The sequence below is a fragment of the Marinicella gelatinilytica genome (assembly GCF_026410405.1).
Classification (GTDB): domain Bacteria; phylum Pseudomonadota; class Gammaproteobacteria; order Xanthomonadales; family Marinicellaceae; genus Marinicella; species Marinicella gelatinilytica.
The window spans coordinates 1-24548 of record NZ_JAPMLN010000019.1; the positions used below are offsets into that span (position 1 = coordinate 1).

The window sequence follows — 24548 nt, forward strand, 5'->3', positions numbered from 1 at the left end:
TTTCAACCCACTTGCCTTTGTTGGCATTGGCTTTGATGTGGGTTGAGTCTGTGTATAAATGATGACCTTTGATCAGCCCTTTGCCCATCGCCTGGATGACAATCTCATCGAATATTTGTTGGTATACATCTGATTCATTAAAGCGACGACGACGATTTTGACTTAAGGTCGAAGCATCTGGAATTTTCTCAAGCAAACCAAAACCTACAAACCAACGATAGGCTGTATTAACCTGAACTTCTTTGATGAGCTGGCGTTCTGAACGAATCCCAAAAATATAACCAATCAATAATAACTTAAACATCTTGGTTGGATCAAAGGCTGGACGGCCATTGTTGGAGCAATACAAATCAGCAACTAAATCATGGATAAAACTAAAATCAACGGATTGATCTATCTTTCTGACTAAGTGGTCTTGAGGCACTAAATCCTCAAGGCTGACAAACTCATAGCTTGTTTGGATGGGGGGATGATTTTTTAGCATATTGCTATTATAAAAAATCCCCACGCAAAAGTGGGGACTTTGTCAGCAGTCTGAGCACCCGACCATGGGTGCTTTTTTTAATAGGGACCTTAAATTAATTTAGCCACACTTCGATGAGCCACAACTTTTACAGGTTAAACAGCCTTCCTGATAAATAAGCTCTGTTGACTGACAGTTTTCACAAGTGCCTTTTTCAACCTCTGTACCATCCGCAATGTAACGTTTTAAGGCACGGGTCACGCCATTTTTCCAGGTGTTAATCGACTCACTGTCTAACTGCAGTGTGTTAATTAATTCCACCACTTTTTCAATCGGCATGCCGTGTCGCAAGGTACTGGAAATCAGTTTCGCATAATTCCAATACTCAGGATTAAATTTATGTGATAAACCCTCGATGGTGGTTTTGTAACCACGCTTATTGGTGAATTGGAAATCATAGCGCGAACTGCCATCTTCTAATCGGCTTTTGATGATATGACCGGATTCAACGGTGCGCGGTAAGAAAATACCATCTTCATCATCGGCCAGACCGGTAAAAATTTCATAGGGTTTGCCTTTAATGGTACCCACAAAAGCAATCCATTTTTCTTTGTTATTATGAAACCGCACCACTTCCGCATCCAATATTTTTGGTCGCTTGGTTGGGAACGGCACCAGCTCTTCTGGCTTATCCTCATTGGAAATTAATACCCCGGAGCGTGAACCGTCACGATAGACAGTGACACCCTTACAACCGGCTTGCCAGGCTTCCATATACAATTCACCCACCAATTTCTCACTCACATCGTGGGGTAAATTAATGGTGACACTAATGCTGTGGTCAACCCATTTTTGCACGGCGCCTTGCATTTTAACTTTGCTCAGCCAGTCCACATCGTTAGAGGTGGCTTTATGATAAGGTGATTGTTTCACCAAAGCATTCATTTCTTTTTCTGAATAATTTTTATCGGTATCGTGTCCGTTCACTTCCATCCATTCTTTGAAGCGGTGATGAAATACAGTATATTCTTCCCAGGAATCGCCCACCTCATCAACAAAATCGACCCGCGCATCTTTGTCATTAGGGTTCACCTTACGACGGCGCTTATATACCGGTAAAAATACCGGCTCAATACCAGACGTGGTTTGGGTCATTAAACTGGTGGTACCGGTTGGCGCAATGGTTAATAAAGCGATATTACGCCGACCGTATTTAACCATGTCTTTGTATAGTGATTCATCGGCTTTTTTAAGGCGTTTAATAAACGGATTATCTTTTTCACGCTCACTGTTATAGATACCAAATGCACCACGTTCTTTCGCCATGTAGACTGAAGCCCGGTACGTCTCCACAGCAATGGTTTTATGAATCTCTTCGGAAAAATCATTGCCTTCCTGGCTACCGTAACGAATACCTAAGGCGGCTAACATATCACCTTCAGCGGTTATACCAATACCGGTTCGACGACCTTCTTCTGCTTTTTTCTTAATATTAAGCCACAGATTTCGCTCAATATGTTTAACCTCTTCACTTTCCGGATCGGCATCAATTTTAGCCAGGATGGCGTCAATTTTTTCCAATTCCAAATCAATAATATCGTCCATCAAACGCTGTGCTTTGGCGACATGGTCAATGAACAATTCTTGATCAAATTCAGCTTTATCAGTAAATGGATCATTGACATAAGAATATAAGTTAATGGCCAATAAACGACATGAATCATAAGGACATAACGGGATTTCGCCACAGGGATTGGTGGACACGGTTTTATAACCCAAATCCGCATAACAGTCGGGTACCGATTCACGGGTTATGGTGTCCCAGAACAAAATACCCGGTTCTGCTGATTGCCAGGCATTGTGAATGATTTTTTTCCACAGTTTACGGGCTTCAATGGTGTGGGTAAACTTTGGGTCTTCACTAAAAATCGGATATTTCTGTACGTAATTATCATTATCTTTAACTGCTTGCATAAAGCCATCATCAATACGCACTGAGACATTGGCTCCGGTGACTTTACCTTGCTCCATTTTGGCATCAATAAAATCCTCAGCATCGGGGTGATTAATAGATACTGAGAGCATCAAAGCGCCGCGACGACCATCCTGAGCGACTTCTCGGGTAGAGTTTGAATAGCGCTCCATAAACGGTACAATTCCGGTTGACGTTAAGGCGGAGTTTTTAACGGCTGATCCGCGTGGACGAACATGTGATAAATCATGGCCAACACCACCACGCCGCTTCATCAGCTGTACCTGTTCTTGGTCAATTTTCATAATTCCGCCGTATGAATCCGATTCACCGGGATTACCAATCACAAAACAGTTTGACAAGGAGGCAATTTGATAAGGATTGCCGATACCGGTCATGGGACCACCCTGCGGTACTAAGTATTTAAATCCCTTAATCAAATTAAAAATCTCTTGCTGCGACATAGGGTTGGGGTATTTTTTTTCTACCCGAGCAATCTCAGATGCTAAACGATGATGCATATCATCCGGTGTCTGCTCAAAAATATTGCCCTCAGAATCTTTAAGCGCATATTTATTGACCCACACCCGGGCTGCCAGGTCGTCACCTTTAAAGTAACTTAAAGCCGCCTGATAAGCCTGCTCCTGGGTAAATACTTGACCTTGTTTCTTAACTTCACTCATTTGCATAATTGTCCCCGTTAATATCCCGATAAAGAAAAATAATTTTCCACTCAATTATTTTTTTTACAAAATTTGTTAACCATAAATGACTTTTTCTGTTTAGCTAATAAGCCAAGTAATTCAATAACTTAGATTTTAAAGCTCATATTTTTTGTCTGTCAAAAATATCATTATATGGTTTAAAATCAATGACTTATAAGCAAATAAGTATATTTACCGAGCAGCCATTTGACGACAGGAAATATAGCATATTTTCAGTCTTTAAACGAGGGAGATTTATTCTTTTTGGTTAAGTTTTTGCTTTTTTTATTTTTAAAAATTAACAAAAATAATTAATTTAGATTTTTGCATTATCATAATTCCGCGAGAAAACCAACCGCAGCAACTCTGAAATTACCCACATTTGCCATTAACATGGCGCGAACTCAAGCAAAACCTTAAAATAACAATTTGCACAAATAATGACTATTTAATAACAATTTTGCCGGAAACAGCTTGGATAGGTTTTTACCCACGGTTAACTCAGGTATAATACCAGCTTTAATTTTTTTGATGAGAGCGTTCCCTTGGCGAGCTGGATTAAAGAAAAACAACAAAGCGCACCATTTTTTGGTGCCAATTCAAGTTGGTTAGAGCAATATTACGATCTTTATTTACAAGATCCCGATGCCGTCTCAACTGAGTTACAACAGCTATTCAAACAGTTTGATGGCGACCAACCTGATATCAGACACCAACCCATCATTGAGCAGTTTTTAGCTGCCGGACAATTACCTCCCGGTGGTGGCTTGAGCGGTGATGCCGATCATGCCATGAAACAAGCGGCGGTGTTACGACTGATTAACTCTTACCGCCTACGGGGCCACCAAAAAGCTGACTTAGATCCCATTAATTATTCCAATCGTCCGGCGACACCTGATTTAGAGCTGGGCTTCCACGGTCTCAGTGAAGCTGATTTAAATACGCGCTTTAACACCGGTTCAATGGTTACCACTGAACCGGAAATGACTTTGGCTGACATTATTAAAACCTTAGAACAGGTTTATTGCGGTCACATCGGCATAGAATATATGCACATCACAGACATAGAAAAACGTCAGTGGTTACAACAACGATTAGAAAAACCCGCTGGTCAATTTGGATTTGACGCTGAAGCCAAGAAAAAAATGCTGGTAAAACTCACGCAAGCCGAAGGCATTGAACGTTATTTACATACCAAATATGTCGGTCAAAAACGTTTTTCTTTGGAAGGTGGTGACACCTTAATACCACAGATGGCTTTTTTGATTGATCATTTAGGCGAACAAAAAGTCAAAGAAATTGTGTTTGGTATGGCTCATCGCGGTCGTCTGAACATGCTGGTCAATATTTTGGGCAAATCACCGCGTGATTTATTTGAAGAGTTTGAAGGCAATGACGAGTCATTGGATAATGTTAATTCCGGCGATGTAAAATACCACAAAGGCTATTCCTCGGATGTACCCGGCGCCCATGGCTCAGTGCATTTAGCCATGGCTTTTAATCCATCGCATTTAGAAATCATAAACCCGGTGGTTATTGGTTCTACCCGTGCCCGCCAAGTGCGTCGTGATGATAAAGACAAGAATCAAGTGGTACCGGTGTTAATCCATGGTGATGCTTCTTTCGAAGGGCAAGGCGTGGTTATGGAATTATTCAATATGGCCATGGTGGAAGGCTTTGATGTTGGCGGCACCATTCATGTGGTGATCAACAATCAAATAGGTTTCACCACCACCCATGCATTGGATAAAAAAGGCGGCTTATACTGCACCGAAATTGCGAAGATGGTGCAAGCCCCGATTTTTCACGTCAATGGCGATGACCCCGAAGCGGTGGTTTTTGCCACCCAAATTGCGGCTGATTTCCGTCAACGGTTTGACATTGACGTGGTGATTGATTTGGTCTGTTACCGTAAACATGGGCATAATGAAGCCGATGAACCGTCCGCCACACAACCCAAAATGTATAAAATCATCAAATCACATCCGTCGCCGCGTGAAATCTATGCCAAAAAGCTGGTTAAAGATAACATCATTAAAGAAGCAGACGCCAGTCAACTGGTGGATCAATACCGCGATGATTTAGATGCCGGCAATAACATTGTGGTTTTCTCAGACGATAATAATGACGAATTTGCAGTTGATTGGACACCCCATTTGGATGGCGACCTGCGTGAACAAGTGGACACCACCATCAGTGCCGAACAATTCGATCGATACGCAAAAATCATAACAGACTTGCCCGACGATATTAAGCCGCATCCACGGGTTAAAAATATAAATGACAACCGCATCAAAATGCGTCAAGGCGAATTGCCCATGGATTGGGGTTTTGCCGAAACCATGGCCTATGCCAGTATTTTAGATGACGGTTATCAAATCCGACTAGATGGTCAAGATTCCCAACGTGGCACGTTTTTCCACCGCCATGCGGTTATTCATACCAGTGACTCAGCCCGTAACTATACACCGCTGGAACAATTAGAAACGGACAACAACAAGGTTGATATTATCAACTCAGTCTTGTCTGAGTTAGCAGTGGTTGGTTTTGAATATGGTTATGCCACTGCCGAACCCAATGCTTTGGTGATCTGGGAGGCGCAGTTTGGTGATTTCGTCAATGGCGCTCAAGTGGTGATTGATCAGTTTATTTCATCCGGTGAAGCCAAATGGGGTCGCTTAAGTGGTTTGGTGATGTTTTTGCCCCATGGTTTTGAGGGTCAAGGACCGGAACACTCTTCAGCGCGTTTAGAACGCTTTTTACAGCTATGCGCGGTTAATAACATGCAAGTTTGTGTACCTTCTACACCGGCGCAAACATTTCATATGATACGTCGGCAAATGTTGCGCAAAGCCCGCAAACCGCTCATTGTGATGACACCTAAAAGCCTGCTCCGTCATAAACTGGCAGTGTCTGGCAAAGAGCAACTTACTGACGGTGGATTCCAGACTGTCATTCCAGACCGTCAAGTAACCAATAAAGACGTCAACCGTGTGATTTTATGCGCCGGTAAGGTTTATTATGACTTAATTGAGGCCATTTCAGAGGACGATATTAAGAACGTGGCTGTTGTACGTATTGAGCAATTGTATCCATTCCCACGACCTGAATTAACCGCTGAACTTGATAAATTCACCAATGCCAAAGAAGTTATCTGGTGCCAAGAAGAACCCATTAACCAGGGGGCATGGTTTCAAATCAGGCACCACTTACAACATTGTGTAGACAATCGTTTCCCCTTATATTATGCCGGCCGTAAAGGCTCGCCATCACCGGCCGTCGGCTCTTATAAGGTTCACGTAAAAGAACAACAACAATTAATTAAAGATGCCATTCATGGAAAACATGGATCGGCCATAGACTCGGAGTAATAAGATATGAGCATCGATGTAAAAGTACCGGTTTTACCGGAATCAGTGAGTGACGCCACCGTTGCAACTTGGCACAAAAAACCAGGTGATACCGTTCGACGAGATGAAAACTTAGTCGATTTGGAAACCGACAAAGTGGTTCTTGAAGTACCCTCACCCGTTGATGGTGTTTTAGAGTCTATTAACGCTGAACCTGGCGATGTGGTAGAAGCCAATGACGTGTTAGCCGTGGTTAAAGAAGGTGCAGTTAATGAAGCCAAAGAAGACAAACCGGCTGACGACTCTGAACAAGAACAACCTAAAGAACAACCGGCCAAAAAAGCAGAAGCCAAACAAACTGCGGAATCCAAAATCGACACCGGATCAGCAGGACCGGCTGCCCGTAAAATGATGAAAGAAGAAAACATCGATGCCTCTCAAGTAGAGGGTTCCGGTCGGGGTGGACGTATTACTAAACCGGATGTCCAGAACGTCGCCAACACCCCTATGGAAGAACGGGTACCCATGAGTCGCTTACGATCAACCATTGCCGATCGCATGGTTGAAGCGCAGTCCACCGCCGCCATGTTAACGTCATTTAATGAAGTTGATTTACAAGCCGTCATGGATATCCGTAAAAAATACAAAGATCAATTCCAGAAAAAACATGGCATTAAACTGGGTCTGATGTCGTTTTTTGTGAAAGCGGCCACTGAGGCCTTAAAACAATTCCCGATTATCAATGCTTCTTTGGAAGACAAAGACATCGTTTATCATCGCCAACAAAATATCGGTATTGCAGTCGCCACTGAACGTGGCCTGGTGGTTCCGGTATTAAGAAATACCGCGGCCATGGGCTTAGCAGACATTGATGGTGCCATCCGTGATTATGCTGAAAAAGCCAATAGTGGTAAGTTAGGCATGGAAGATTTACAAGGCGGCACGTTTACCATTACCAACGGCGGTACTTTTGGTTCATTGATGTCAACACCAATCTTAAATATGCCGCAAAGCGCCATTTTAGGCATGCACACCATTAAAGAACGACCGGTGGTGGTCGAAGGTGAGATTGTGGTGCGACCGATGATGTACTTAGCATTGACTTATGATCACCGTATTATTGACGGTAAAGATGCGGTTCTGTTCTTGGTTGCTATAAAAGACATGTTGGAAGATCCAGCGAGAATACTCTTAAACCTATAAGCCAATAAATTGACAAGGAGACAATAATTATGAGTGATCAATATGATGTGGTTGTTATTGGCGGTGGTCCTGCCGGTTATGTGGCCGCCATTCGTGCCGCCCAGGGCGGTTTAAAAACCTTATGTATCGACCGTTTTAAAACCAAAGACGATGAATATGCCTTAGGCGGCACCTGTTTAAATGTCGGCTGCATTCCTTCCAAGGCCCTGCTCGACTCATCCAAACATTATGAACAAATGACCGGTCACTATGACGTTCACGGCATTTCTTTTAAAGATGCGGCCATCGATATTGGCACCATGATTGGCCGTAAAGATAAAATTGTGAAACAGTTAACCGGTGGCATTAAACAGTTGTTCAAAGCCAATAAGGTTAATTACATCGCCGGCAGTGGTCGCCTATTAAAAGACCGCCAAGTTGAAATCACCACCGATGAGGGTAAACAACAAGTCAGCGGCAAACACATTATCCTGGCCTCTGGTTCGGTACCGGTCTCCATTCCCAATGTGGAAGTGGACAATAAATACATCTTAGATAACACCGGTGGCCTCAATATAAATGAGGTTCCCAAAAAGTTTGGGGTTATTGGTGCCGGAGTTATTGGTCTTGAGATGGGCAGTGTCTGGCGCAGAGTTGGCGCTGAGGTCACCATTTTTGAAGCCATGGACACCTTTTTAGGTGCCTGCGATCAAGCCATTGCTAAAGTTGCAGCCCGTGAATTTAAAAAGCAAGGACTTGATATTCACTTATCGACCTTTGTTAAATCCGCCGAAGTGAAAAATAACCAAGTTGAAGTGATCTATGAAAAAGGCGGTGAAAAACACACCGAAACTTTTGATAAATTACTGGTTGCTGTTGGTCGAAAAGCTGAAACTGAAGGCTTATTGAGTGATGATTGTGGTGTGAAATTAACCGATCGCGGTCAAATCGATGTTAATGATGAATGTCAGACCAATGTTGATAATGTCTGGGCCGTAGGTGATGCCGTACGAGGCCCGATGTTGGCCCACAAAAGTTCAGAAGAAGGTTCTGCCGTGGTGGAACGTATCTTAGGAGAACATGGTCATGTTGATTTTAATACCATTCCTTGGGTTATTTACACTGAGCCGGAAATTGCCTGGGTCGGTCAAACCGAAGAGCAATTAAAAGAAGCCGGAATTGAGTACAAGGTCGGCACCTTTCCTTTTGCCGCCAATGGCCGCGCTTTGGCCATGAATGAACCCACCGGTATGGTTAAGTTACTGGCAGATAAAGAAACCGATGAACTGTTGGGCGCACATATTTTTGGTGCTGCCGCTTCTGAGTTGATTGCCGAATGCGTAGTCACCATGGAATTTAAAGGTTGTTCTGAAGATTTGGCACGTATTGTTCATGCCCACCCGACTTTATCTGAAGCGGTGTTTGAAGCTGCCATGAGTGTTGATAAACGCGCTGTACATAAAGCCAATTAATTAGCCGTTTTATATGGACACTAAAAAGGCCGGTTTGAAAACCGGCCTTTTTTATTGCTTAACTTAAGTCCATTAATCTAAGGACAATGATGATTTAGTTTTGGTGCGTCTTTTACGTTCTTTATCACGGTAGTCTCGAACACAACCATCTTTATCATACATAACACAAGCCAAGTAATCTGTGGCTTCAATCAGTGCCGCTCGAATCGCTTTACCGGTTGGGGTTTTATTGTGACCACCTAAAGTACCACCAAAACCACCGCGATAAACTCCGACATTCATACCACCACCTTTAGAACGACCTTCCACAGTGCGAACAAACTCAACTTCACCCGTGGTTGCATTAACTACGCGCAAATCAATGGCCAAATAGGCTTCTTGGCTTTTACCACCCAGAGAAATCCCTTTGAAGCTTAAGCCGCCACCGGTACCTTTGGTGTTTTCTTCATAGGCAGAAACTTTACCGGTGATTAAATATTGAGCTCCGGTGACTTTACCCATTTTCGCCGCTGTGGCTGGGTTAACACGTCCTGAAGCGCCTAAATCCTGCTCACCTAAAACGCTATTTAAACGTTCACGTTCAACCACTTTAAAAGCACCTGTAGAGGTTAACTCGTTGGCTAACATACCACCTAATTCAGTGCCGACATCGGTTTGCCACCAACTGGCACGGGTTTCATTGGTAAAATCCAATACAGCAACCACCGGACGATCTTTGGCTACCACTAAGCCACTAAAACAGGTAATTGCCAATAAAACTAATAACTTACGCATACGATTACTTCTCCCATTAAAAATATTGCTTAATCATCATTATACTGTAACAATTTACGCTTAAATTTACTGACAATCAATATGAAAAATCAAAAATTAAGCCAATTACGACAGCGTCTTGATGACATCGATGAGCAAATTATAGCATTGATTGCTGAACGACAGTTTAATGTTGAACTGATTGGAAATGTGAAGTTGGACACAAAATCCCCCACCAGAGATTATGGCCGTGAAAAACAGGTTATTAACCACATTCGCGCTACCGCAGAGGATAAAAGCCTCAATCCGGACATCGCGCAACAGATCTTTGAGTTGATTATTGAGACCTCTCTCAGTAAACAAGAGGTTCAGAAAGTAAAAAACTCTTCATATGGCCACAACAAGAAGGCTTTAATTATTGGCGGTAACGGCAAAATGGGTCAGTGGTTTGCTCATTTTTTGCAGGAACAAAATTTCACCGTGGAAATTAACGACATCGCAGCCTTAGATAACCAACAAAACTTCATCGCTGATATTAATGACATCGAACTTAACCACGATTTTATTATTGTCGCCACCCCCATTCAAAAAAGTGCCGACATACTGGAACAATTACAACAACACCAACCCAGTGGTGTTGTGATGGACATCAGCTCCATCAAATCTCCTTTGCGACGCCCTTTACGGGCTTTATCTGATAGTGGCTGCCGTGTGGTTTCAATTCATCCTATGTTTGGACCCGATGTTCAATTATTATCCAACAAACACGTTATTTTTATAGATATGGGTGATCAACAGGCATTAGACAGTGCCAGACAATTGTTCCAGCCGACCATGGTGGAACAGATTGATATGAAATTTGAAGACCATGATCGATTAATCAGCTATGTGCTGGGTTTATCGCATTTGCTCAATATCACCTTTATGACGGTATTGGCAGAATCCGGTGAAGCCGCCGACCTATTGGCCAACCTATCCAGTACCACCTTTGATGCGCAGTGGAATATTGCCGCCAAAGTCACCCATGAAAACCCTGATTTATACTACGAAATCCAAAAATTAAACCAATACAGCCCCACCATCATTAATGCTTTAGATGATACCGTTGAACGCCTCAAACAGATATTACATAACAACCAACAAACTGCTTTCGTGCAGTTAATGCAACAAGCCAAAGATTATTTGGCCATTCGCCACCACCCTTAAAACAGCTGAATATCAAGAATTTACAATTACCCTCAAACAATAAATGAATTATTTTTGAGGGTTTTAAGTTGTTTTTACGCTTCTAAACATAACGGCGATTAAAAATCGCATTATTGAATAGATGTAACCTGAAAAAATGCATTGCGTTACACTAACTAAGATAGCCGCAATGATCAGGTAATTCGTTTTATGTTCAGCCGTTTGATGCCTGTCCTCTGGCACGATAGAAACAACGCATTGGGGGATGTTAGTTGTTACAGAGTCGATTTTTGGGGAAGAATCGATTATTCGCAAGTCAATTTGCCTATCACAAATGGTTGAACATATTTTTTTGCCCACCCTTTTATTGCCTTCAATCCTTATCTAAAAAACCGATTTAACTTGTACCCTGTGAAATCGAACCTATATAATCATCGTTAATCCTATTCAATACTAACTATCAGGTAAATCAATGAATTTAAAAAACATGAAAACCGCTAACCCAGCCATGAACCAGTTTGAACAACAGGCCATCAGCTTAGGTCCAGTGGATCAGCTGATTAAGGACGATTCACAGCGTATGACTGTCAATGGCACCATCAATAAAACCGGTATTTTATTGCTTATTATGACTGCGGTGGCTGCCTGGACCTGGCAAACCATGCTTAATGATCCTGCCTTAGGCCGAACCTTAATGCTTACCGGTATGTTTGGTGGCTTAGTGGTGGGTTTATTTGTGGCCTTTAAACCCAAATTTGCAGTGGCCGGCTCCATGATTTATGCGGTTTTACAAGGCCTTTTTGTCGGTGGTGTTTCCGCCATATTTGAAGCCCGCTATCCAGGCTTGGTGATGCAAGCGGTAGGTCTCACTGTCGCGGTGATGTTTGCCATGCTGTTTAGTTACCGCACTGGCTTAATTAAAGTCACTGAAACCTTCAAGAAAGTCATTGTTTTTGCCACCATGGGCATTGCACTGTTTTATTTGGTCAGCATGGTCGCGGTGTTCGGGTTTGGTGCCAACGTCAGTTATTTTAATACCGAAAATGCTAGTTTATTGAGCATCGGCATGAGTGTCTTTATTGTCGGTATTGCAGCGTTAAATTTAGTTTTAGACTTTGATTTTATTGAGCGTGGCAGCGAACAGAATCTGCCAAAGAATTTCGAATGGTATGGCGCTTTTGGTCTTATGGTCACTTTGGTCTGGCTCTATATTGAACTGTTACGCTTATTGGCTAAATTAAGAGATTAAATGATGACCGTTAAAGTCATTCAAGCTGATTACCATAACCCTCAACATGCCCGGCATGTGATTGAGTTATTGGATTGCTATGCCACCGACCCAATGGGCGGTGGCGAGGCCTTGAGTGACTTTACCGCACAAAATCTAATCCCGGAATTGGCGAAACGCCCAAATGCGCTAAGCATTTTGGCGTATGTAGATGGTCAGCCGGCAGGCTTAATGAATTGTTTTATTGGATTTTCAACCTTTGCCTGTAAACCATTGCTTAATATCCATGATGTGGTGGTGGCGGGCGAATACCGCCGTATGGGTATCAGTCGCCAATTGTTTGACTTCGCTGAACAGATTGCCCGAGAAAATGATTGCTGTAAACTGACATTAGAAGTGGTCACCGGTAACACCACCGCTCAAGCGGCTTATGAGCGTTTTGGTTTCAAACCTTATGAGTTGGATGCCCAACATGGCGTGGCCATGTTTTGGGAAAAAACTTTATGACGGTTAACTACACTGCCATACTTTTTATGCTGTCATTAATGCTCAGTGCTTGTCAACCTGCAGCAGATCAAGATAAAACCACTGTCGCTGCCCCTGAAGGCTGCAGCAAAGAATTAAAAGTCTGTGACGATGGCCAAACTGTTAGTCGAAACCCTTCACTTGATTGTGCGTTTGACCCCTGTCCTCCGGCACTCACCAAAAACCAATGCCCAGGCGATATGAAACAATGTCCGGATGGTTCTTTTGTGAAACGAGTCCCAAAAAATAATTGTGAATTTGACCTATGTCCGATCAAAACCCAAACACCTCGTTGCCAACAAAAAACAAAAAAATGCCCTGATGGCTCTTTTGTATTTTCCGACCCAAGTAATCAATGTAAACTTCCGCCTTGTCCAAATGATCCCAAAGAACCTGAATCATCAATTTTTTGCCCACAAGATGTTAGACAATGCCCGGACGGCAGTTATGTGGGTCGCGACCCACAACAAAATTGTGCGTTTAAATTATGCCCGGACGGCAGCCGCCCGAGTGGAAACTCTTTAAAACGAATCGAGTAAAGCACGCCAAGTTGGTAAGTCATCTAAATCACCTTGATTAAATGCCAGGGCTTTTAACGCGGCATTATTAATAATCAATGCCGGATCAATATCAGCCACTCTGGCTTTTTCTTGTAATGCTTTTTTCATGGCTAGAAAGTGTTGTCCCTGACGGCTGTTTAATTTGATTTTTTTCGGCGGCTCGCTGATTTCATCATCATGATTGGTCATCGCCCGTAACAAGTCTCGGCCATTATGCTTAATAAACTTTGGATATAAACCCACCTTAAATAAATCTTCAAATTCATTCACTTGTCTAACAATGGCGATAATCTCCGGGGGTTTTAATATCCAATTGCGTGGCTTATTCCGTTTTTGCGCCATTTCGTCCCGCCACAATAACAATCGCCATAAGCGCACTGTTTCTGCGGCCGTAAAGGTTTGGTTTTTAACCAATTTCTGATACATTTTTTCATTATGAGCATCATGTTCTAAATTATCGAGCATCTGCTGCATAAGTACATCAAACAATGGCAACAAACCACGGTTTTCAACCTGAACTGATAATTGACTTTGTAAATCTTGCAAATAACAAATATCTTCAACCGCATATTCCATTTGTGCTTGGCTTAAGGGACGTTGCAGCCAATCTGAACGACTCATGCCTTGGGTTAGGTTAACATCAAATTCAGCCTCCACCAGATTTTGATAAGACGTGTGTAAAGAATAACCGGCTAAAGCTGCAGCTACTTGCGTATCAAACACTGCATCCGGTTTTGAATGAGTTACTTGTTGCCATAATTCCAAATCTTCGGAGCCGGAATGAATTATCAACTTTTTAAATGGTTTTAAAAACACATCAGCCAATTCTTTAATGGCAATATCCACCAAATAAAAGGTATCATTAATCGATACCTGAAGTAAGGCAGGATTTAAGTAAAATGTGCGAGAACGCTCGAATTCAGTGTCCACGGCATAAAATGATTGCGCATCAATGGTCGAAATGATTTTTTGCGCCACATTAATGTCATCAATGAATTGAAAATTTGATAGAATTTTAGTCATGAAAAATTTTAAACCAATCTTTGTTATATGTTGTCTCATTATTGTATTGGCAGCTTGTCAACATGCAACTAAAAAAGCCGATAATGACGATTCCCAATTAACCATTATTGCCATCAATGATGTTTATCGAATTGCCGGAATAAACCAGGGTAAAACCGGTGGTTTGGCTCGGGTGCGGACGTTAAGAAACCAACTGCAAGCCAATAACAAACATGTGCTATTGCTGCATGCCGGTGATTTTTTACACCCTTCCTTTAACAGCAAACAAGACAATGGCCAAGCCATGATACAAACCATGAACCACTTAGATGGCCAGACGGATGCTTTTGATGGAGATATGTTAGTCACTTTTGGTAACCACGAATTTGACAAAGGCCGACTGAAACATGTCGATATCATGAATGGCTTACTCAATCAGTCTGAATTCACCTGGCTCGACTCTAATATTAAATGGACTGACAACGGCATAGCCTCTGACCGATTAAAACCGTATGTGTTCAAACAATACGGCGATTATAAAGTGGGTGTTTTTAGCTTTACCACCGATATGGCGCACCCTGAATATATTGAGTCATTTGATGACTTTCAGCAAACAGCACAACATTATGTTCCTATACTGCGTCAAGCCGGCGCTGATTTTGTGGTTGCCTTGACCCATCAACCAATGGCTGACGATCAAGCCCTGATGGGTTTACCGGATGCTTATCGACCTGATATAATTTTTGGTGGTCATGAACACTTCGCTCAAGCAGAAACCATTAACGGTCATTGGATTTTAAAAGCCGATGCGGATGCGGCTTCTGCGGTCGTTGTTCAAGTTGATTTAGCGAAACCCAAAGCCGCATTATTGCCACAAATCATGCCATTGTCAGAAAATATCGTCCCTGATGAAGACACCTTACATTTAGTCAATCAGTTAAATGCCACCATCGAAGAACAATACTGTATCGAGCACCAGGCTGATGCGCGATGTTTACAACAAATAATCGGTATAACCCGCACGGAGTTGGTGGCTGAAGAAACCACCATTCGCCGATTTGAAACCAATTTAGGCAATCTCTTGGCAGATTTAAGCAAACAAGCTTTTCAGGAATGTGGAGCAGATGTTGCTTTACTTAATTCCGGCAGTATCCGTCTAAACCAAAATATTCCTGCTGGAGGTCAAATCATCGCGAAACATCTCCATGAAATGTTCCCCTATCCCAGCGATTTGCGTTTAATTGAAATACCTACCGCATTGTTACCGAAAATCTTACAGCACAGCATTTCAAACTGGACTGCTAACGGACACTGGCTACAGGTATCTGGCTTATCTTTTATCCATGATCCAACAAACGAGGAAATAAGCCACATCCATTTAACAAAAGATGAGGATGCGCTTGATGAGGATGCCGATGGAACAATAAGAGTGGTCATGCCTTTTTATTTGCTATCAAAAAATACCGATCAAGACGGCTACACCATGGTCAACGAATCAATGATTCAACATTGTCAGGCCAATGGCAGTGAGCTAAAGGACTTATTGATTGATTATTTAAACGCACACCCTGAAGGTATCGCACCATTGCGAAATCGACGTATTTGCAATACCACGAGAGATCACTGTTTGCATGAACATTAAAGAACTCGTCATGATGTTAATCTGGCTGGCATTGGTCGGATTATTGTTTATTTTAAAAAATGGCCCAAATTATTTTCAAGAATTAGAACCTGACCTAGCCAACGGTCAGCCACAGACAGCAATAAGCAAAGATCATAAACCTTTAGAGCAACCGTTGGATAATACCTTAGAGGAGACAATTCGTGCCCAAGTACAAATTCCCAATTGGCTACCCGAAAACAAACAACTCAATGAACAGAACTTAACCGCCCATGATTTAATCAATTTTGCGCAACTGGCGATAGACAATGACCATGCTTTTTTTCCGGAAAGCCAAAACGCATTGTATTATTTAATGCTGGCGCAAAGTGCCAATCCTGATTTACCTGAAATCAATCAATTACAAACAACACTACATGCCCGCCTATACGAAGCCGCCGATAAAGCGGCCGAAGATTATGATGCCGAAAGACTCACTGCATTGACCGCGCGATTAAAATCCTTGGCTCCTGAGGACGATAAGATTGCTCAATACACCGACAAAATCAGTACCATTTTCACACTGCAAAGAATAACTAATGAAGCCGGCGAGCTACTTAAAAATAACGACTTATATGCGTTTAATCACCAGGATGCCATACACAAATTTCAGCAAGCACAAAAACTGGATCCCGAATATCCGGGGTTAATTGAGCTACAGAATCAATTATTGGCCACCATCAGCCAACAGGCAATTCGCGCTTCTGAAGAAGGTGATTTTGAAGTGGCCGAGGCTCAACTGAGAACCTTAGAGCAACTTGGCAAAAAACATCCCTTATACACGCAAACAGTTGCATTAGTGGACAAGCAAAAACAACAACGTTTTAATTACTTAGATCGACAGTTCTATCTGGCCATCAAATCACTGCAACTAAGCCGAGCTGAAGAGCTATTTGAAAAACTAAGTCAATTAAAACTTGATCAAAACTTACTATACCCTTATCAGCAACAACTCAAACAAGCCCAAATCTATGGAGCTTACGCAGTGTTTGATGTGTTTCAGGATGATCTACAACAGGGTCAGCAATCACCAGCCATGGTGGTGATGCCAGTTGGTAACTTCTTTATGGGTCATGCCGGCGGACCTAAATACCAGCAACCTACCCATTGGGTTAATTTTTCAAAAGCATTTGCCGTGGCGCAACACGAAATTACCGTAGAACAATTTGCACAATTCATCTCGGCAACAGGCTATAAAACCACCGCTGAACAATTAAATCGCAGTGTTATTTATGATCCGCGTACCGGTCGTTTTAAAAACAAGCACGGCATATATTGGCGTCACGACTACCTTGGCAAGAGAGCCGATATTAACCTGCCCGTTATTCATGTTTCATGGGCGGATGCGAACGCCTATGCCAGTTGGTTAGCAGAACAAACCGGCGAACCATATCGCTTGCTATCAGAAAGTGAATTTGAATATGTACTTAAAGCCGGCTCTCAAGAGCTCTTCCCTTGGGGGGTCAGTCCGCCTCCTGAAAATTACGATAATTTAAGTGGCAGTGAAGACCGCTTACGCGGTAGCCGAGTACGTTGGCGAGAAGGTGTTGACAGTTATGGTGATGGTTACTGGGGACCGGCTCCGGCGAAACAGTTTAGCCCTAACCCATTTGGACTCTATGATTTAAGCGGTAATGTTATGGAATGGGTGGAAGATTGTTGGCATGACAGTTATTTTAGAGCACCGGATGATGGCAGTGCCTGGGTCAATAAAGGCTGTGAAAAACGGGTTATTCGTGGTGGCCATTGGGCCAGCGCCATTGACGAGTATCATAGCAGCCACCGAAAACAGGCAGAAACCACATTAACTGATCCCCGCTTGGGCTTTCGCGTGGCTAAAACGCTCGGATTTTGATTTACTGGATAGAATGTTAAATTACCATTAATCAATTTGTCTTATCGATTTAAACGATTGCTTTGTTCATTATTTTCAATTATACAAAACCCTGCATAAGGTCTATAATAATTATTCATTAACAAAAAAAGGATAAAAAAACCATGTCAATAAACACAGGAATAAAAGCAGAAAGTCGCAGTGAAATCGTTGAAGGTTTGAGTAAACTTTTGGCCGATACGTACACACTTTATTTAAAAACCCATAACTACCATTGGAACGTAACCGGCCCCATGTTTAATACCTTACATGCCATGTTTGAGGAACATTACACTGAATTGGCGGAAGCGGTCGATGTGATTGCCGAACGCATCCGTGCATTGGGAGAATTTGCCCCCGGTTCTTATCACGCATTCTCAAAACTCACCGATGTCAAAGAAGAAACTGAAGTGCCTGAAGCCACACAAATGATTCAGAACTTACTGGATTCTCATGAAACGGTTATTCGTCACGCCCGCAAAGTGGTTACCTCAGATGCCATCGAAGGAGATGAAGTGAGTGCCGATATCTTAACGCAAAGAATGGATTTTCATGAAAAAACCGCTTGGATGCTGCGCTCATTACTGGATCAATAATCGACCCAGTCATATGCTAAACAAAAGGAACCGATTTAACGGTTCCTTTTTTTATGCCCGAATATTTCTAAAACCTTTCGGGCTAAAATCATTTTTTAAATTTCGCGACGTTTTTCTACTGTTTTTCGTACCGAACGGGTCACCCGATCAGCCGCGCCATCAATGGCAGCATGAATATTCTTATCACGATGAGTCACTGCAAATGGTTTCAACCCCCGTAACCGCACCTCCATGGTGCAGCGCATATCATCATCACCACCTTTCTGACCATTTTCATCGGCCACATGAACCTCAACCCGAGTTACCTGGTCTCTGAAATTATGTAAGGCGTCTGTCATCAGATTTTCTACATAGGTTTGTAAAGATTCTCCGCCCACAATATTGTGATCATGATTTACTAAAATTTGCATAGGGTTCTCCTCAATAAAAAAACAATTTGGCATAGTCTGCCACATAACTTAATTTTGGGGGCTAATTAATTAATTTCAAACCAAAATGTGTCATACATCTGATTAATTAAGTTTTTACCAAAGTACTTTAAACAACCTTTGAATAAAAAGTCCAAAACTGATATTGGCTTTTTTTTGATAGGCATTGACTGAGCGATTAATCCATTACAAATCACCTCACAAAATTTCAATAAAACCCTTGCCATTAAAAATAAATAACTTATACTTATGCCTCCCTTGCCGGGGTGGCGGAATTGGTAGACGCGCCGGATTCAAAATCCGGTTCCTTTGCGGGAGTGAGAGTTCGATTCTCTCCCTCGGCACCATTAGTACCTTTCAAGCAGTATCATAAAACATCACCCTACCCCGCAAACCCCTATAAAACCTACATTTAAGCCTTAATACAGTATCACAAAGGTTCTTTGCTTCTCATGCCTTTTGTTGGTAAACTTGTTGGTAACTTTGAAATAACCCAGTGTGGACAGGGTGTTTTTTAGTCGGAGTTACCAACAAACACCGCTGAAAGCTAACTATACCAGCGTTTAAAAATGGTAACAAAAAACAAAAGTTACCAACAAACGCCAAAAATAGTTACCAACAATGAAGCTAAACATAAGCACCATTAGATCAGCTAAACCCAAAGCAAAGCCCTACAAGCTAAGCGATGGCAAGGGCTTGTTTCTTTTGGTCAATAAAAATGGTTCTAAATGGTGGCGGTTTAGTTACCGTTTTAACAACAAACAAAAAACCTTATCAATGGGTGTTTTCCCGGACACCGGATTGGCCGAAGCCCGGCGAAAGGTAGACCAAGCCAGACAGCTGATTGCCGATGGCAAAGACCCAGCAGAAAAACGCAAAGAAGCCAAAGCAAAAAAGATGGGTGCCGATGCCTTTGAAACAATCGCCAGAAAATGGATAAACACACAATCCAATGAATGGAGTGAAAGCCATACAAAATCCGTTATTGTTTCACTTGAACAAAACATTTTCCCACAAATTGGCCATGAGCCTATCAAAGACATTACCCCACTTCGTTTAATAACCGTATTAAGACAAATTGAAAGCCGTGGTTCTTTGGAAATGTTAAAAAAGGTGCGCCAGCGATGCAATGCAATTTTTGTTTATGCCAAAATTCATGGCCTGATTGAAAGCAACCCGGCAGAGGGTTTATCGCAAGTCCTACAAAGCCACAAACCCAAAAACTACAACAGCATAAACATAAAAGAATTACCCGAACTGATAACCGCCATTAACAGCTACCCACTGGAGCCAACCACCAAAGCAGGTTTACAAGTGGCCTTATATACTTTTCAGCGTACAAACGAAATAAGGGGCGCACAGTGGCATGAGTTTGATTTAGATACCGGGCTTTGGACAATACCGGCCGAACGCATGAAAATGAAACGTGAACACATTGTGCCGTTATCCAAGCAAGTGATTAAGGTATTAAAAGACCTATACCCGATAACCGGGCATTATCCTTTTGTGTTTGCATCATCACACAAGCCCCAAACCCAGCCATTTAGTGAAAATGCCATGCTATACGCTTTATACCGTATGGGCTTTCATGGTCGTATGACCGTTCACGGCTTCCGGCACCTTGCCAGCACCACTTTAAACGAATTGGGCTACGATGGCCGGCATATAGAAAAGCAGTTAAGCCATGAGGATAAGAACGAAGTCCGGGGAGCCTACAACAAGGCAGAGTACCTACCGGCCAGAACTAAGATGATGCAAGAATGGGCGGACTTTGTGGACAACGCACACACCGGGAAAGTTATCCCAATTAACAGCAAAGCAAATTAAAATAAGCATAACCAAGCCATAGGTTAGCTACTGAACAGCGGACACTTTCACCGCCTTGGCTTGGTTCTTTTCTGAAAGCGATCACTGGAAAGGGTGAGCAATGCCAGCCGACAAAGACACAAACAAACCTTATTATTTATCCGAAAATCAAAAAAAACTTACTAATGGAATTATTTTTAAAAAGGACATTAAAAATTATAAGCCACATAACGATAAGCATTTACCAGATTGGTTTAAATTTGGCTTATATGAAGATTTGCAAAAATATAAAGATTTATCAGAATGGGCATTTGAATTTGCTATTCGTGGCGGTCATTTGGATAGCACTGAATTTGCAGAATCAAGCGGTGGTTACACTGTTAGTAAGAATAAACGCCAGCTGATGTGGGAAAATGGTGTTTTTTATGACAGCTTTGGAAATACTTCACAGCGAATTACTAAATATCTTGAAAGCCAACAACAAATTTTATTAAGCAGGTATGGTGCAAATAAAATTGATGACGCAAATAGCATTTCGGATAGTGCAAAAGCGTGGTGTTCAATATTTTATCAACCAGATACAAAGTTTATATATCAAACCTTTAATGGTGAAACTTTAAAGTTTGAATTTCCGGATATTGAAAGCTGTATCAAGTATCAATCAGGAAAGCGATTTATTGATGAAATGGGCGCATCTTTTCTTGTAAACCTTAAAATGCCTACTAAGAGAATAATCAAAGAATTAGAAAAACGTATAGATAACTTAAAAAATGAAAGACAAATAAGACCATACAGAACAATGAATAAAGCACAGCCCCTTAAATGGTCACAGGCATTAGCGGTATGGGATTTAAACAAATACGGGATTAAACCAAAAATCATACAAAATAGAGTTATAGCAAAATGGCATGATGATTTTCCAATATTAGGATTAGATGCCACAGAAAAGCCTTTACAAAAAATGTATGAAAATAGATACAAACTTGCACAAAGAATGATTACCACAGACTGGAAAAAAATATCAGGCAATATTGATATGACCCCTTAAAATATTTTTTTTGCAGGGGTATTTCTACTAATTTACCACCTTATCATTGATACCACATTAACACATATAAGGTATCAAACATGAACACACAAACCCAGTACCTAAGACCTAAAGCAGTTTGCGAACTGTTATCTATTTCAAAAGCCACTTTATACAGATGGACAAATAAAGGCCATTTCCCCAAACCCGTTAAATTGGGTGACCGGGCAGTCGGTTATGACATAGTCGACATTCAAGACTTTCTAAAAGAAAGGAAAGGAGTTAGTGATCATGCCGAATAATCAATTTAAAGCCGATAATAATGGCCGTGACGGTCATTCTACGCAACCAATAGGCATTAACCCTACCTACCCCACAGCAAGGGGCGGTTATTCTTATCAAACCCCCTACACAATGGGTTTGCAGAAAAATAAATCACCGATTGAAAGGGCACAAGATAAGCCAACCAGTTTACGGCTGGCCATTAATGCTAAGTGTTTTGATTGCGTTGGTTGCGGTTTTGATCCAAACCCACAAAATGAAATACGGAATTGCCAGATAAAGGATTGTTCACTGTGGAATTTAAGACCTTACCAAAATAAAAAACCCGTACAGACTTTGGCGAGTGGCACGGGTTTTAATACGAAGCATGGAGATTTAAAAAATGATATTCAATAAACCAACCAAGCCCCAGCATTTTAACACAGGCAAACTACAAAAGCATGATGCCAGAGCAACAACCAAGCAAGGCTTGATAAGTCGCTATGCCCGGGTTTTGTTTGAAGCCATGCCGATTCTTAACAAAGCCTTTAAATCAGACTGCACATTATACCGACAGCACCGATACCGGCTTTTAAACGGCATAAGCGGTACAAACGGCCACAACCTTTATTATTGGCCTGAATTGGGCTTATATGAACTTGAAGTGCCATATAACCAAGGGTTAAGCAGTCACAAGATTAACGACACCGGCATGATGGCTAAATGGCTTTATGAATGTGGAGAAGCCCCAGACATACAAACCGCCATAAACCAATTAAATAACTGGGTGGCTTATGAGTAACATTGTAGAACTTAATTGGTCAAATCCACCCAAAGGTGCCAAGTTTGAATATAACGGCTGGGAAAGAATACCTAAAGGCGAATATGAAGCATCTTTTCTAACTTGGACTACTTTTAGAATGGGTGGAATGAGCCGTGTTATATGGTTATTTTCTATAACAGACATGGGCAAATATTTTAATAAGACCATACCCATGTTTTTTAATGCAAAACTAAAAAAACGTACAGGATTACGGGGGCATTTTAAGCCCCCACCACGCGGTAAACTATTAAAGATTTATTACAAACTTAGACCGCATGACCCAGAGTTAAAAAGACTGGATAGAATCCCATTAACCAAACTTGAAAGCAAAATTTACAAAATTAAGGTTGTTGATGTGACCCATGACTACCAGCAAAACCCATTGCCAGAGCAGATGATTTATTCTAAAGTCGATGATGTGGAACTTATTTGATTTTAACCAGTGGAGTTATTGGCAAATCATTCATTTAAGTTTGTTTTAGTTATAGTTTTAGCTAAAGCCACAGTTAGAGCTACTTAAAAACCCTTTCAAACCATTGGGTTTATTGGCTTATAACATGAATGGCTTGGCAACCAAATTTACCTTTGGATTAAATATAGCAGGTAAATATCTAACCACTTAGCTACGGGTGGTGGCGTTGGCCGATTGAAACAGATCCGGCCAGCCCACCACTTCCAAAAAACATAATCAATGGTTTTATTCTGATAACCAAGTGGCCATAATCACACCATGTAGGAATTTATCGACACCGGGGGGCGGTTCAAATCATAGACACACACAAGCGCAATTCGTTAGCCCCCGTGTTGTTTTTGTTTCCACAATACAAACATTTCAACATTTAACCCAAATACCCATTTTGCGGATATAAAAAAAGCCCTATGGCTAACGAACTACAGGAAAGGGCGCTAAATATAAGCACTACCCCCGCATAGTGGCTACCCTACGCACTTAAAACCATTAAGCAAGGTCAAGACATGGATTGAGCTGTAAAGACTGATAAGTCTTAATACTTGACACTGTAATGGTAAAACGTATAGTTATTAAAATGATGAGGTAAAAATGACTAAACTTATAAACTGTAAAGCATGTTCAAATAAAGTATCTTCAAATGCTAAAACGTGTCCGAAATGTGGAAACCCGATAAAGCAGACATCAGTAGTTACTTGGATTATTGGGGGAATGTTTGCCATTGCGTTAGGACTAATGATTTTTATAGATGATAATCCAAAAACAAGCACTTCAAATAATACCCCAACCACAAAGACTGTTAAATCCAAGTTTAATGTTCCTGACAAAAGCATAGAAGCACAAAACAAAAGAAAGGAATTTATTCAAAAACTTATCAATGATGGCTATATTCACAAAGTGGAGATGCCCGGATCATTGCCTCATGTTTTTGTTAAAACTAAATTTTATGACTTAAGCTTTGATGATAAGCAATCCTTTTTGTCAATGATTCTGGCTTACTATTTTGTTGATAATAATAATTCAGATATTTTAGTTATTAAGGATTATAAATCTGGTAAAAATGTAGGCCAGTATTCTGAAAGGGGATTAAAATTAAATTAAACAACAACAACCCCATATCTGATAAACCTAACAAGCCTTTACGCTCGACAGCCCCCGTAAGTCAAAAGCTGGAAAGTACCTTTTTATTTATGGCGGTTTTGTTAGTAT

General features: G+C 41.5%; 22 protein-coding genes and 1 tRNA gene. 18 read left to right on the forward strand and 5 right to left on the reverse strand.

The features are described from left to right. A partial coding sequence (locus OS173_RS11945; protein WP_267184525.1) for a transposase occupies positions 1–484 on the reverse strand: 484 nt, incomplete at its 3' end. A 99-nt stretch (positions 485–583) separates the two neighbouring features. Further along, a complete protein-coding gene (locus OS173_RS11950) occupies positions 584–3118 on the reverse strand; it encodes an adenosylcobalamin-dependent ribonucleoside-diphosphate reductase (protein ID WP_267184526.1) in 2535 nt (844 codons plus the stop codon). 566 nt (positions 3119–3684) lie between these two features. Here OS173_RS11950 and OS173_RS11955 point away from each other — a divergent pair. Genes OS173_RS11955 through lpdA form a run of 3 tightly spaced genes read left to right on the forward strand, consistent with a single transcriptional unit; the run spans position 3685 to position 9143 of the window. Then, on the forward strand, positions 3685–6510 hold the full coding sequence (locus tag OS173_RS11955; RefSeq protein ID WP_267184527.1) for a 2-oxoglutarate dehydrogenase E1 component: 2826 nt from the start codon (positions 3685–3687) through the stop codon (positions 6508–6510). Between the two features lie 6 nt (positions 6511–6516). Then, positions 6517–7692 (forward strand): dihydrolipoyllysine-residue succinyltransferase, encoded by a 1176-nt coding sequence (sucB, locus tag OS173_RS11960; protein WP_267184528.1) that lies wholly within the window; start codon positions 6517–6519, stop codon positions 7690–7692. 29 nt (positions 7693–7721) lie between these two features. Next, positions 7722–9143: a dihydrolipoyl dehydrogenase gene (gene lpdA / locus OS173_RS11965; protein WP_267184529.1), complete on the forward strand. Its 1422-nt coding sequence runs from the start codon at positions 7722–7724 to the stop codon at positions 9141–9143. A 72-nt stretch (positions 9144–9215) separates the two neighbouring features. Here lpdA and OS173_RS11970 read toward each other — a convergent pair whose 3' ends face one another. Continuing rightward, positions 9216–9917 (reverse strand): CsgG/HfaB family protein, encoded by a 702-nt coding sequence (locus OS173_RS11970; protein WP_267184530.1) that lies wholly within the window; start codon positions 9915–9917, stop codon positions 9216–9218. Positions 9918–9998: 81 nt separating this feature from the next. On the opposite strand from OS173_RS11970, the gene OS173_RS11975 reads away from it, so the two are divergent. The 4 genes from OS173_RS11975 (at position 9999) to OS173_RS11990 (ending at position 13373) form a co-directional block, all read left to right on the forward strand. Beyond that, entirely contained in the window at positions 9999–11102 is a 1104-nt protein-coding gene (locus OS173_RS11975; RefSeq protein WP_267184531.1) for a bifunctional chorismate mutase/prephenate dehydrogenase, read from the forward strand. Between the two features lie 466 nt (positions 11103–11568). Further along, entirely contained in the window at positions 11569–12330 is a 762-nt protein-coding gene (locus OS173_RS11980; protein ID WP_456085718.1) for a Bax inhibitor-1/YccA family protein, read from the forward strand. Then, on the forward strand, positions 12331–12816 hold the full coding sequence (locus OS173_RS11985; protein WP_267184533.1) for a GNAT family N-acetyltransferase: 486 nt from the start codon (positions 12331–12333) through the stop codon (positions 12814–12816). Next, positions 12813–13373, forward strand: a complete 561-nt coding sequence (locus OS173_RS11990) for a hypothetical protein (RefSeq protein ID WP_267184534.1) — start codon at positions 12813–12815, stop codon at positions 13371–13373. The genes OS173_RS11985 and OS173_RS11990 overlap by 4 nt, the downstream gene beginning before the upstream one ends. Here OS173_RS11990 and OS173_RS11995 read toward each other — a convergent pair. Then, positions 13356–14417, reverse strand: a complete 1062-nt coding sequence (locus tag OS173_RS11995; protein ID WP_267184535.1) for a ribonuclease D — start codon at positions 14415–14417, stop codon at positions 13356–13358. The genes OS173_RS11990 and OS173_RS11995 overlap by 18 nt on opposite strands. Here OS173_RS11995 and OS173_RS12000 point away from each other — a divergent pair. From OS173_RS12000 to OS173_RS12010, 3 genes are all read left to right on the forward strand, one after another. Further along, a complete protein-coding gene (locus OS173_RS12000) occupies positions 14416–16038 on the forward strand; it encodes a bifunctional metallophosphatase/5'-nucleotidase (RefSeq protein WP_267184536.1) in 1623 nt (540 codons plus the stop codon). The genes OS173_RS11995 and OS173_RS12000 overlap by 2 nt on opposite strands. Next, the gene (locus OS173_RS12005) at positions 16028–17911 is read left to right on the forward strand and encodes a formylglycine-generating enzyme family protein (RefSeq protein WP_267184537.1); all 1884 of its coding nucleotides are present in this window, start codon (positions 16028–16030) and stop codon (positions 17909–17911) included. Before OS173_RS12000 ends, OS173_RS12005 begins: the two co-directional genes overlap by 11 nt. Before the next feature lie 143 nt (positions 17912–18054). Continuing rightward, entirely contained in the window at positions 18055–18525 is a 471-nt protein-coding gene (locus OS173_RS12010) for a Dps family protein (RefSeq protein WP_267184538.1), read from the forward strand. 95 nt (positions 18526–18620) lie between these two features. Here OS173_RS12010 and OS173_RS12015 read toward each other — a convergent pair whose 3' ends face one another. Continuing rightward, positions 18621–18935: an HPF/RaiA family ribosome-associated protein gene (locus OS173_RS12015; protein ID WP_267184539.1), complete on the reverse strand. Its 315-nt coding sequence runs from the start codon at positions 18933–18935 to the stop codon at positions 18621–18623. A 278-nt stretch (positions 18936–19213) separates the two neighbouring features. On the opposite strand from OS173_RS12015, the gene OS173_RS12020 reads away from it, so the two are divergent. The 8 genes from OS173_RS12020 to OS173_RS12055 all read left to right on the forward strand — a co-directional run bounded on the left by OS173_RS12020 (position 19214) and on the right by OS173_RS12055 (position 24440). Then, positions 19214–19300: transfer RNA gene (locus OS173_RS12020), tRNA-Leu, on the forward strand. A 274-nt stretch (positions 19301–19574) separates the two neighbouring features. Next, positions 19575–20780 carry a tyrosine-type recombinase/integrase gene (locus OS173_RS12025; RefSeq protein ID WP_267184540.1) on the forward strand — a complete coding sequence of 402 codons (1206 nt, stop codon included), beginning with the start codon at positions 19575–19577 and terminating at the stop codon, positions 20778–20780. A gap of 100 nt (positions 20781–20880) precedes the next feature. Next, positions 20881–21807, forward strand: a complete 927-nt coding sequence (locus OS173_RS12030) for a hypothetical protein (RefSeq protein WP_267184541.1) — start codon at positions 20881–20883, stop codon at positions 21805–21807. An 80-nt stretch (positions 21808–21887) separates the two neighbouring features. Further along, a complete protein-coding gene (locus OS173_RS12035; RefSeq protein ID WP_267184542.1) occupies positions 21888–22088 on the forward strand; it encodes a helix-turn-helix transcriptional regulator in 201 nt (66 codons plus the stop codon). After that, positions 22078–22464, forward strand: a complete 387-nt coding sequence (locus tag OS173_RS12040; protein WP_267184543.1) for a hypothetical protein — start codon at positions 22078–22080, stop codon at positions 22462–22464. Before OS173_RS12035 ends, OS173_RS12040 begins: the two co-directional genes overlap by 11 nt. After that, a complete protein-coding gene (locus OS173_RS12045) occupies positions 22451–22849 on the forward strand; it encodes a hypothetical protein (RefSeq protein WP_267184544.1) in 399 nt (132 codons plus the stop codon). The genes OS173_RS12040 and OS173_RS12045 overlap by 14 nt, the downstream gene beginning before the upstream one ends. Continuing rightward, the gene (locus tag OS173_RS12050; RefSeq protein ID WP_267184545.1) at positions 22842–23303 is read left to right on the forward strand and encodes a hypothetical protein; all 462 of its coding nucleotides are present in this window, start codon (positions 22842–22844) and stop codon (positions 23301–23303) included. The genes OS173_RS12045 and OS173_RS12050 overlap by 8 nt, the downstream gene beginning before the upstream one ends. 627 nt (positions 23304–23930) lie before the next feature. Beyond that, a complete protein-coding gene (locus tag OS173_RS12055; RefSeq protein WP_267184546.1) occupies positions 23931–24440 on the forward strand; it encodes a hypothetical protein in 510 nt (169 codons plus the stop codon). Positions 24441–24548: the final 108 nt, after the last annotated feature.

Bases quoted from the DNA above. Each gene is read 5' to 3' on its own strand.
- OS173_RS11950 (WP_267184526.1), bottom strand. From the start codon at position 3,118: ATGAGTGAAGTTAAGAAACAAGGTCAAGTATTTACCCAGGAGCAGGCT.
- OS173_RS12005 (WP_267184537.1), top strand. From the start codon at position 16,028: ATGAACATTAAAGAACTCGTCATGATGTTAATCTGGCTGGCATTGGTC.
- OS173_RS12055 (WP_267184546.1), top strand. From the start codon at position 23,931: ATGACTAAACTTATAAACTGTAAAGCATGTTCAAATAAAGTATCTTCA.
- OS173_RS11995 (WP_267184535.1), bottom strand. From the start codon at position 14,417: ATGACTAAAATTCTATCAAATTTTCAATTCATTGATGACATTAATGTG.
- OS173_RS12050 (WP_267184545.1), top strand. From the start codon at position 22,842: ATGAGTAACATTGTAGAACTTAATTGGTCAAATCCACCCAAAGGTGCC.
- OS173_RS11970 (WP_267184530.1), bottom strand. From the start codon at position 9,917: ATGCGTAAGTTATTAGTTTTATTGGCAATTACCTGTTTTAGTGGCTTA.
- OS173_RS11990 (WP_267184534.1), top strand. From the start codon at position 12,813: ATGACGGTTAACTACACTGCCATACTTTTTATGCTGTCATTAATGCTC.
- OS173_RS12015 (WP_267184539.1), bottom strand. From the start codon at position 18,935: ATGCAAATTTTAGTAAATCATGATCACAATATTGTGGGCGGAGAATCT.
- OS173_RS12045 (WP_267184544.1), top strand. From the start codon at position 22,451: ATGATATTCAATAAACCAACCAAGCCCCAGCATTTTAACACAGGCAAA.
- OS173_RS12000 (WP_267184536.1), top strand. From the start codon at position 14,416: ATGAAAAATTTTAAACCAATCTTTGTTATATGTTGTCTCATTATTGTA.
- OS173_RS11980 (WP_456085718.1), top strand. From the start codon at position 11,569: ATGAAAACCGCTAACCCAGCCATGAACCAGTTTGAACAACAGGCCATC.
- OS173_RS12030 (WP_267184541.1), top strand. From the start codon at position 20,881: ATGCCAGCCGACAAAGACACAAACAAACCTTATTATTTATCCGAAAAT.
- OS173_RS12040 (WP_267184543.1), top strand. From the start codon at position 22,078: ATGCCGAATAATCAATTTAAAGCCGATAATAATGGCCGTGACGGTCAT.
- lpdA (WP_267184529.1), top strand. From the start codon at position 7,722: ATGAGTGATCAATATGATGTGGTTGTTATTGGCGGTGGTCCTGCCGGT.
- OS173_RS11975 (WP_267184531.1), top strand. From the start codon at position 9,999: ATGAAAAATCAAAAATTAAGCCAATTACGACAGCGTCTTGATGACATC.
- OS173_RS11985 (WP_267184533.1), top strand. From the start codon at position 12,331: ATGATGACCGTTAAAGTCATTCAAGCTGATTACCATAACCCTCAACAT.
- OS173_RS12035 (WP_267184542.1), top strand. From the start codon at position 21,888: ATGAACACACAAACCCAGTACCTAAGACCTAAAGCAGTTTGCGAACTG.
- OS173_RS12010 (WP_267184538.1), top strand. From the start codon at position 18,055: ATGTCAATAAACACAGGAATAAAAGCAGAAAGTCGCAGTGAAATCGTT.
- sucB (WP_267184528.1), top strand. From the start codon at position 6,517: ATGAGCATCGATGTAAAAGTACCGGTTTTACCGGAATCAGTGAGTGAC.
- OS173_RS12025 (WP_267184540.1), top strand. From the start codon at position 19,575: ATGAAGCTAAACATAAGCACCATTAGATCAGCTAAACCCAAAGCAAAG.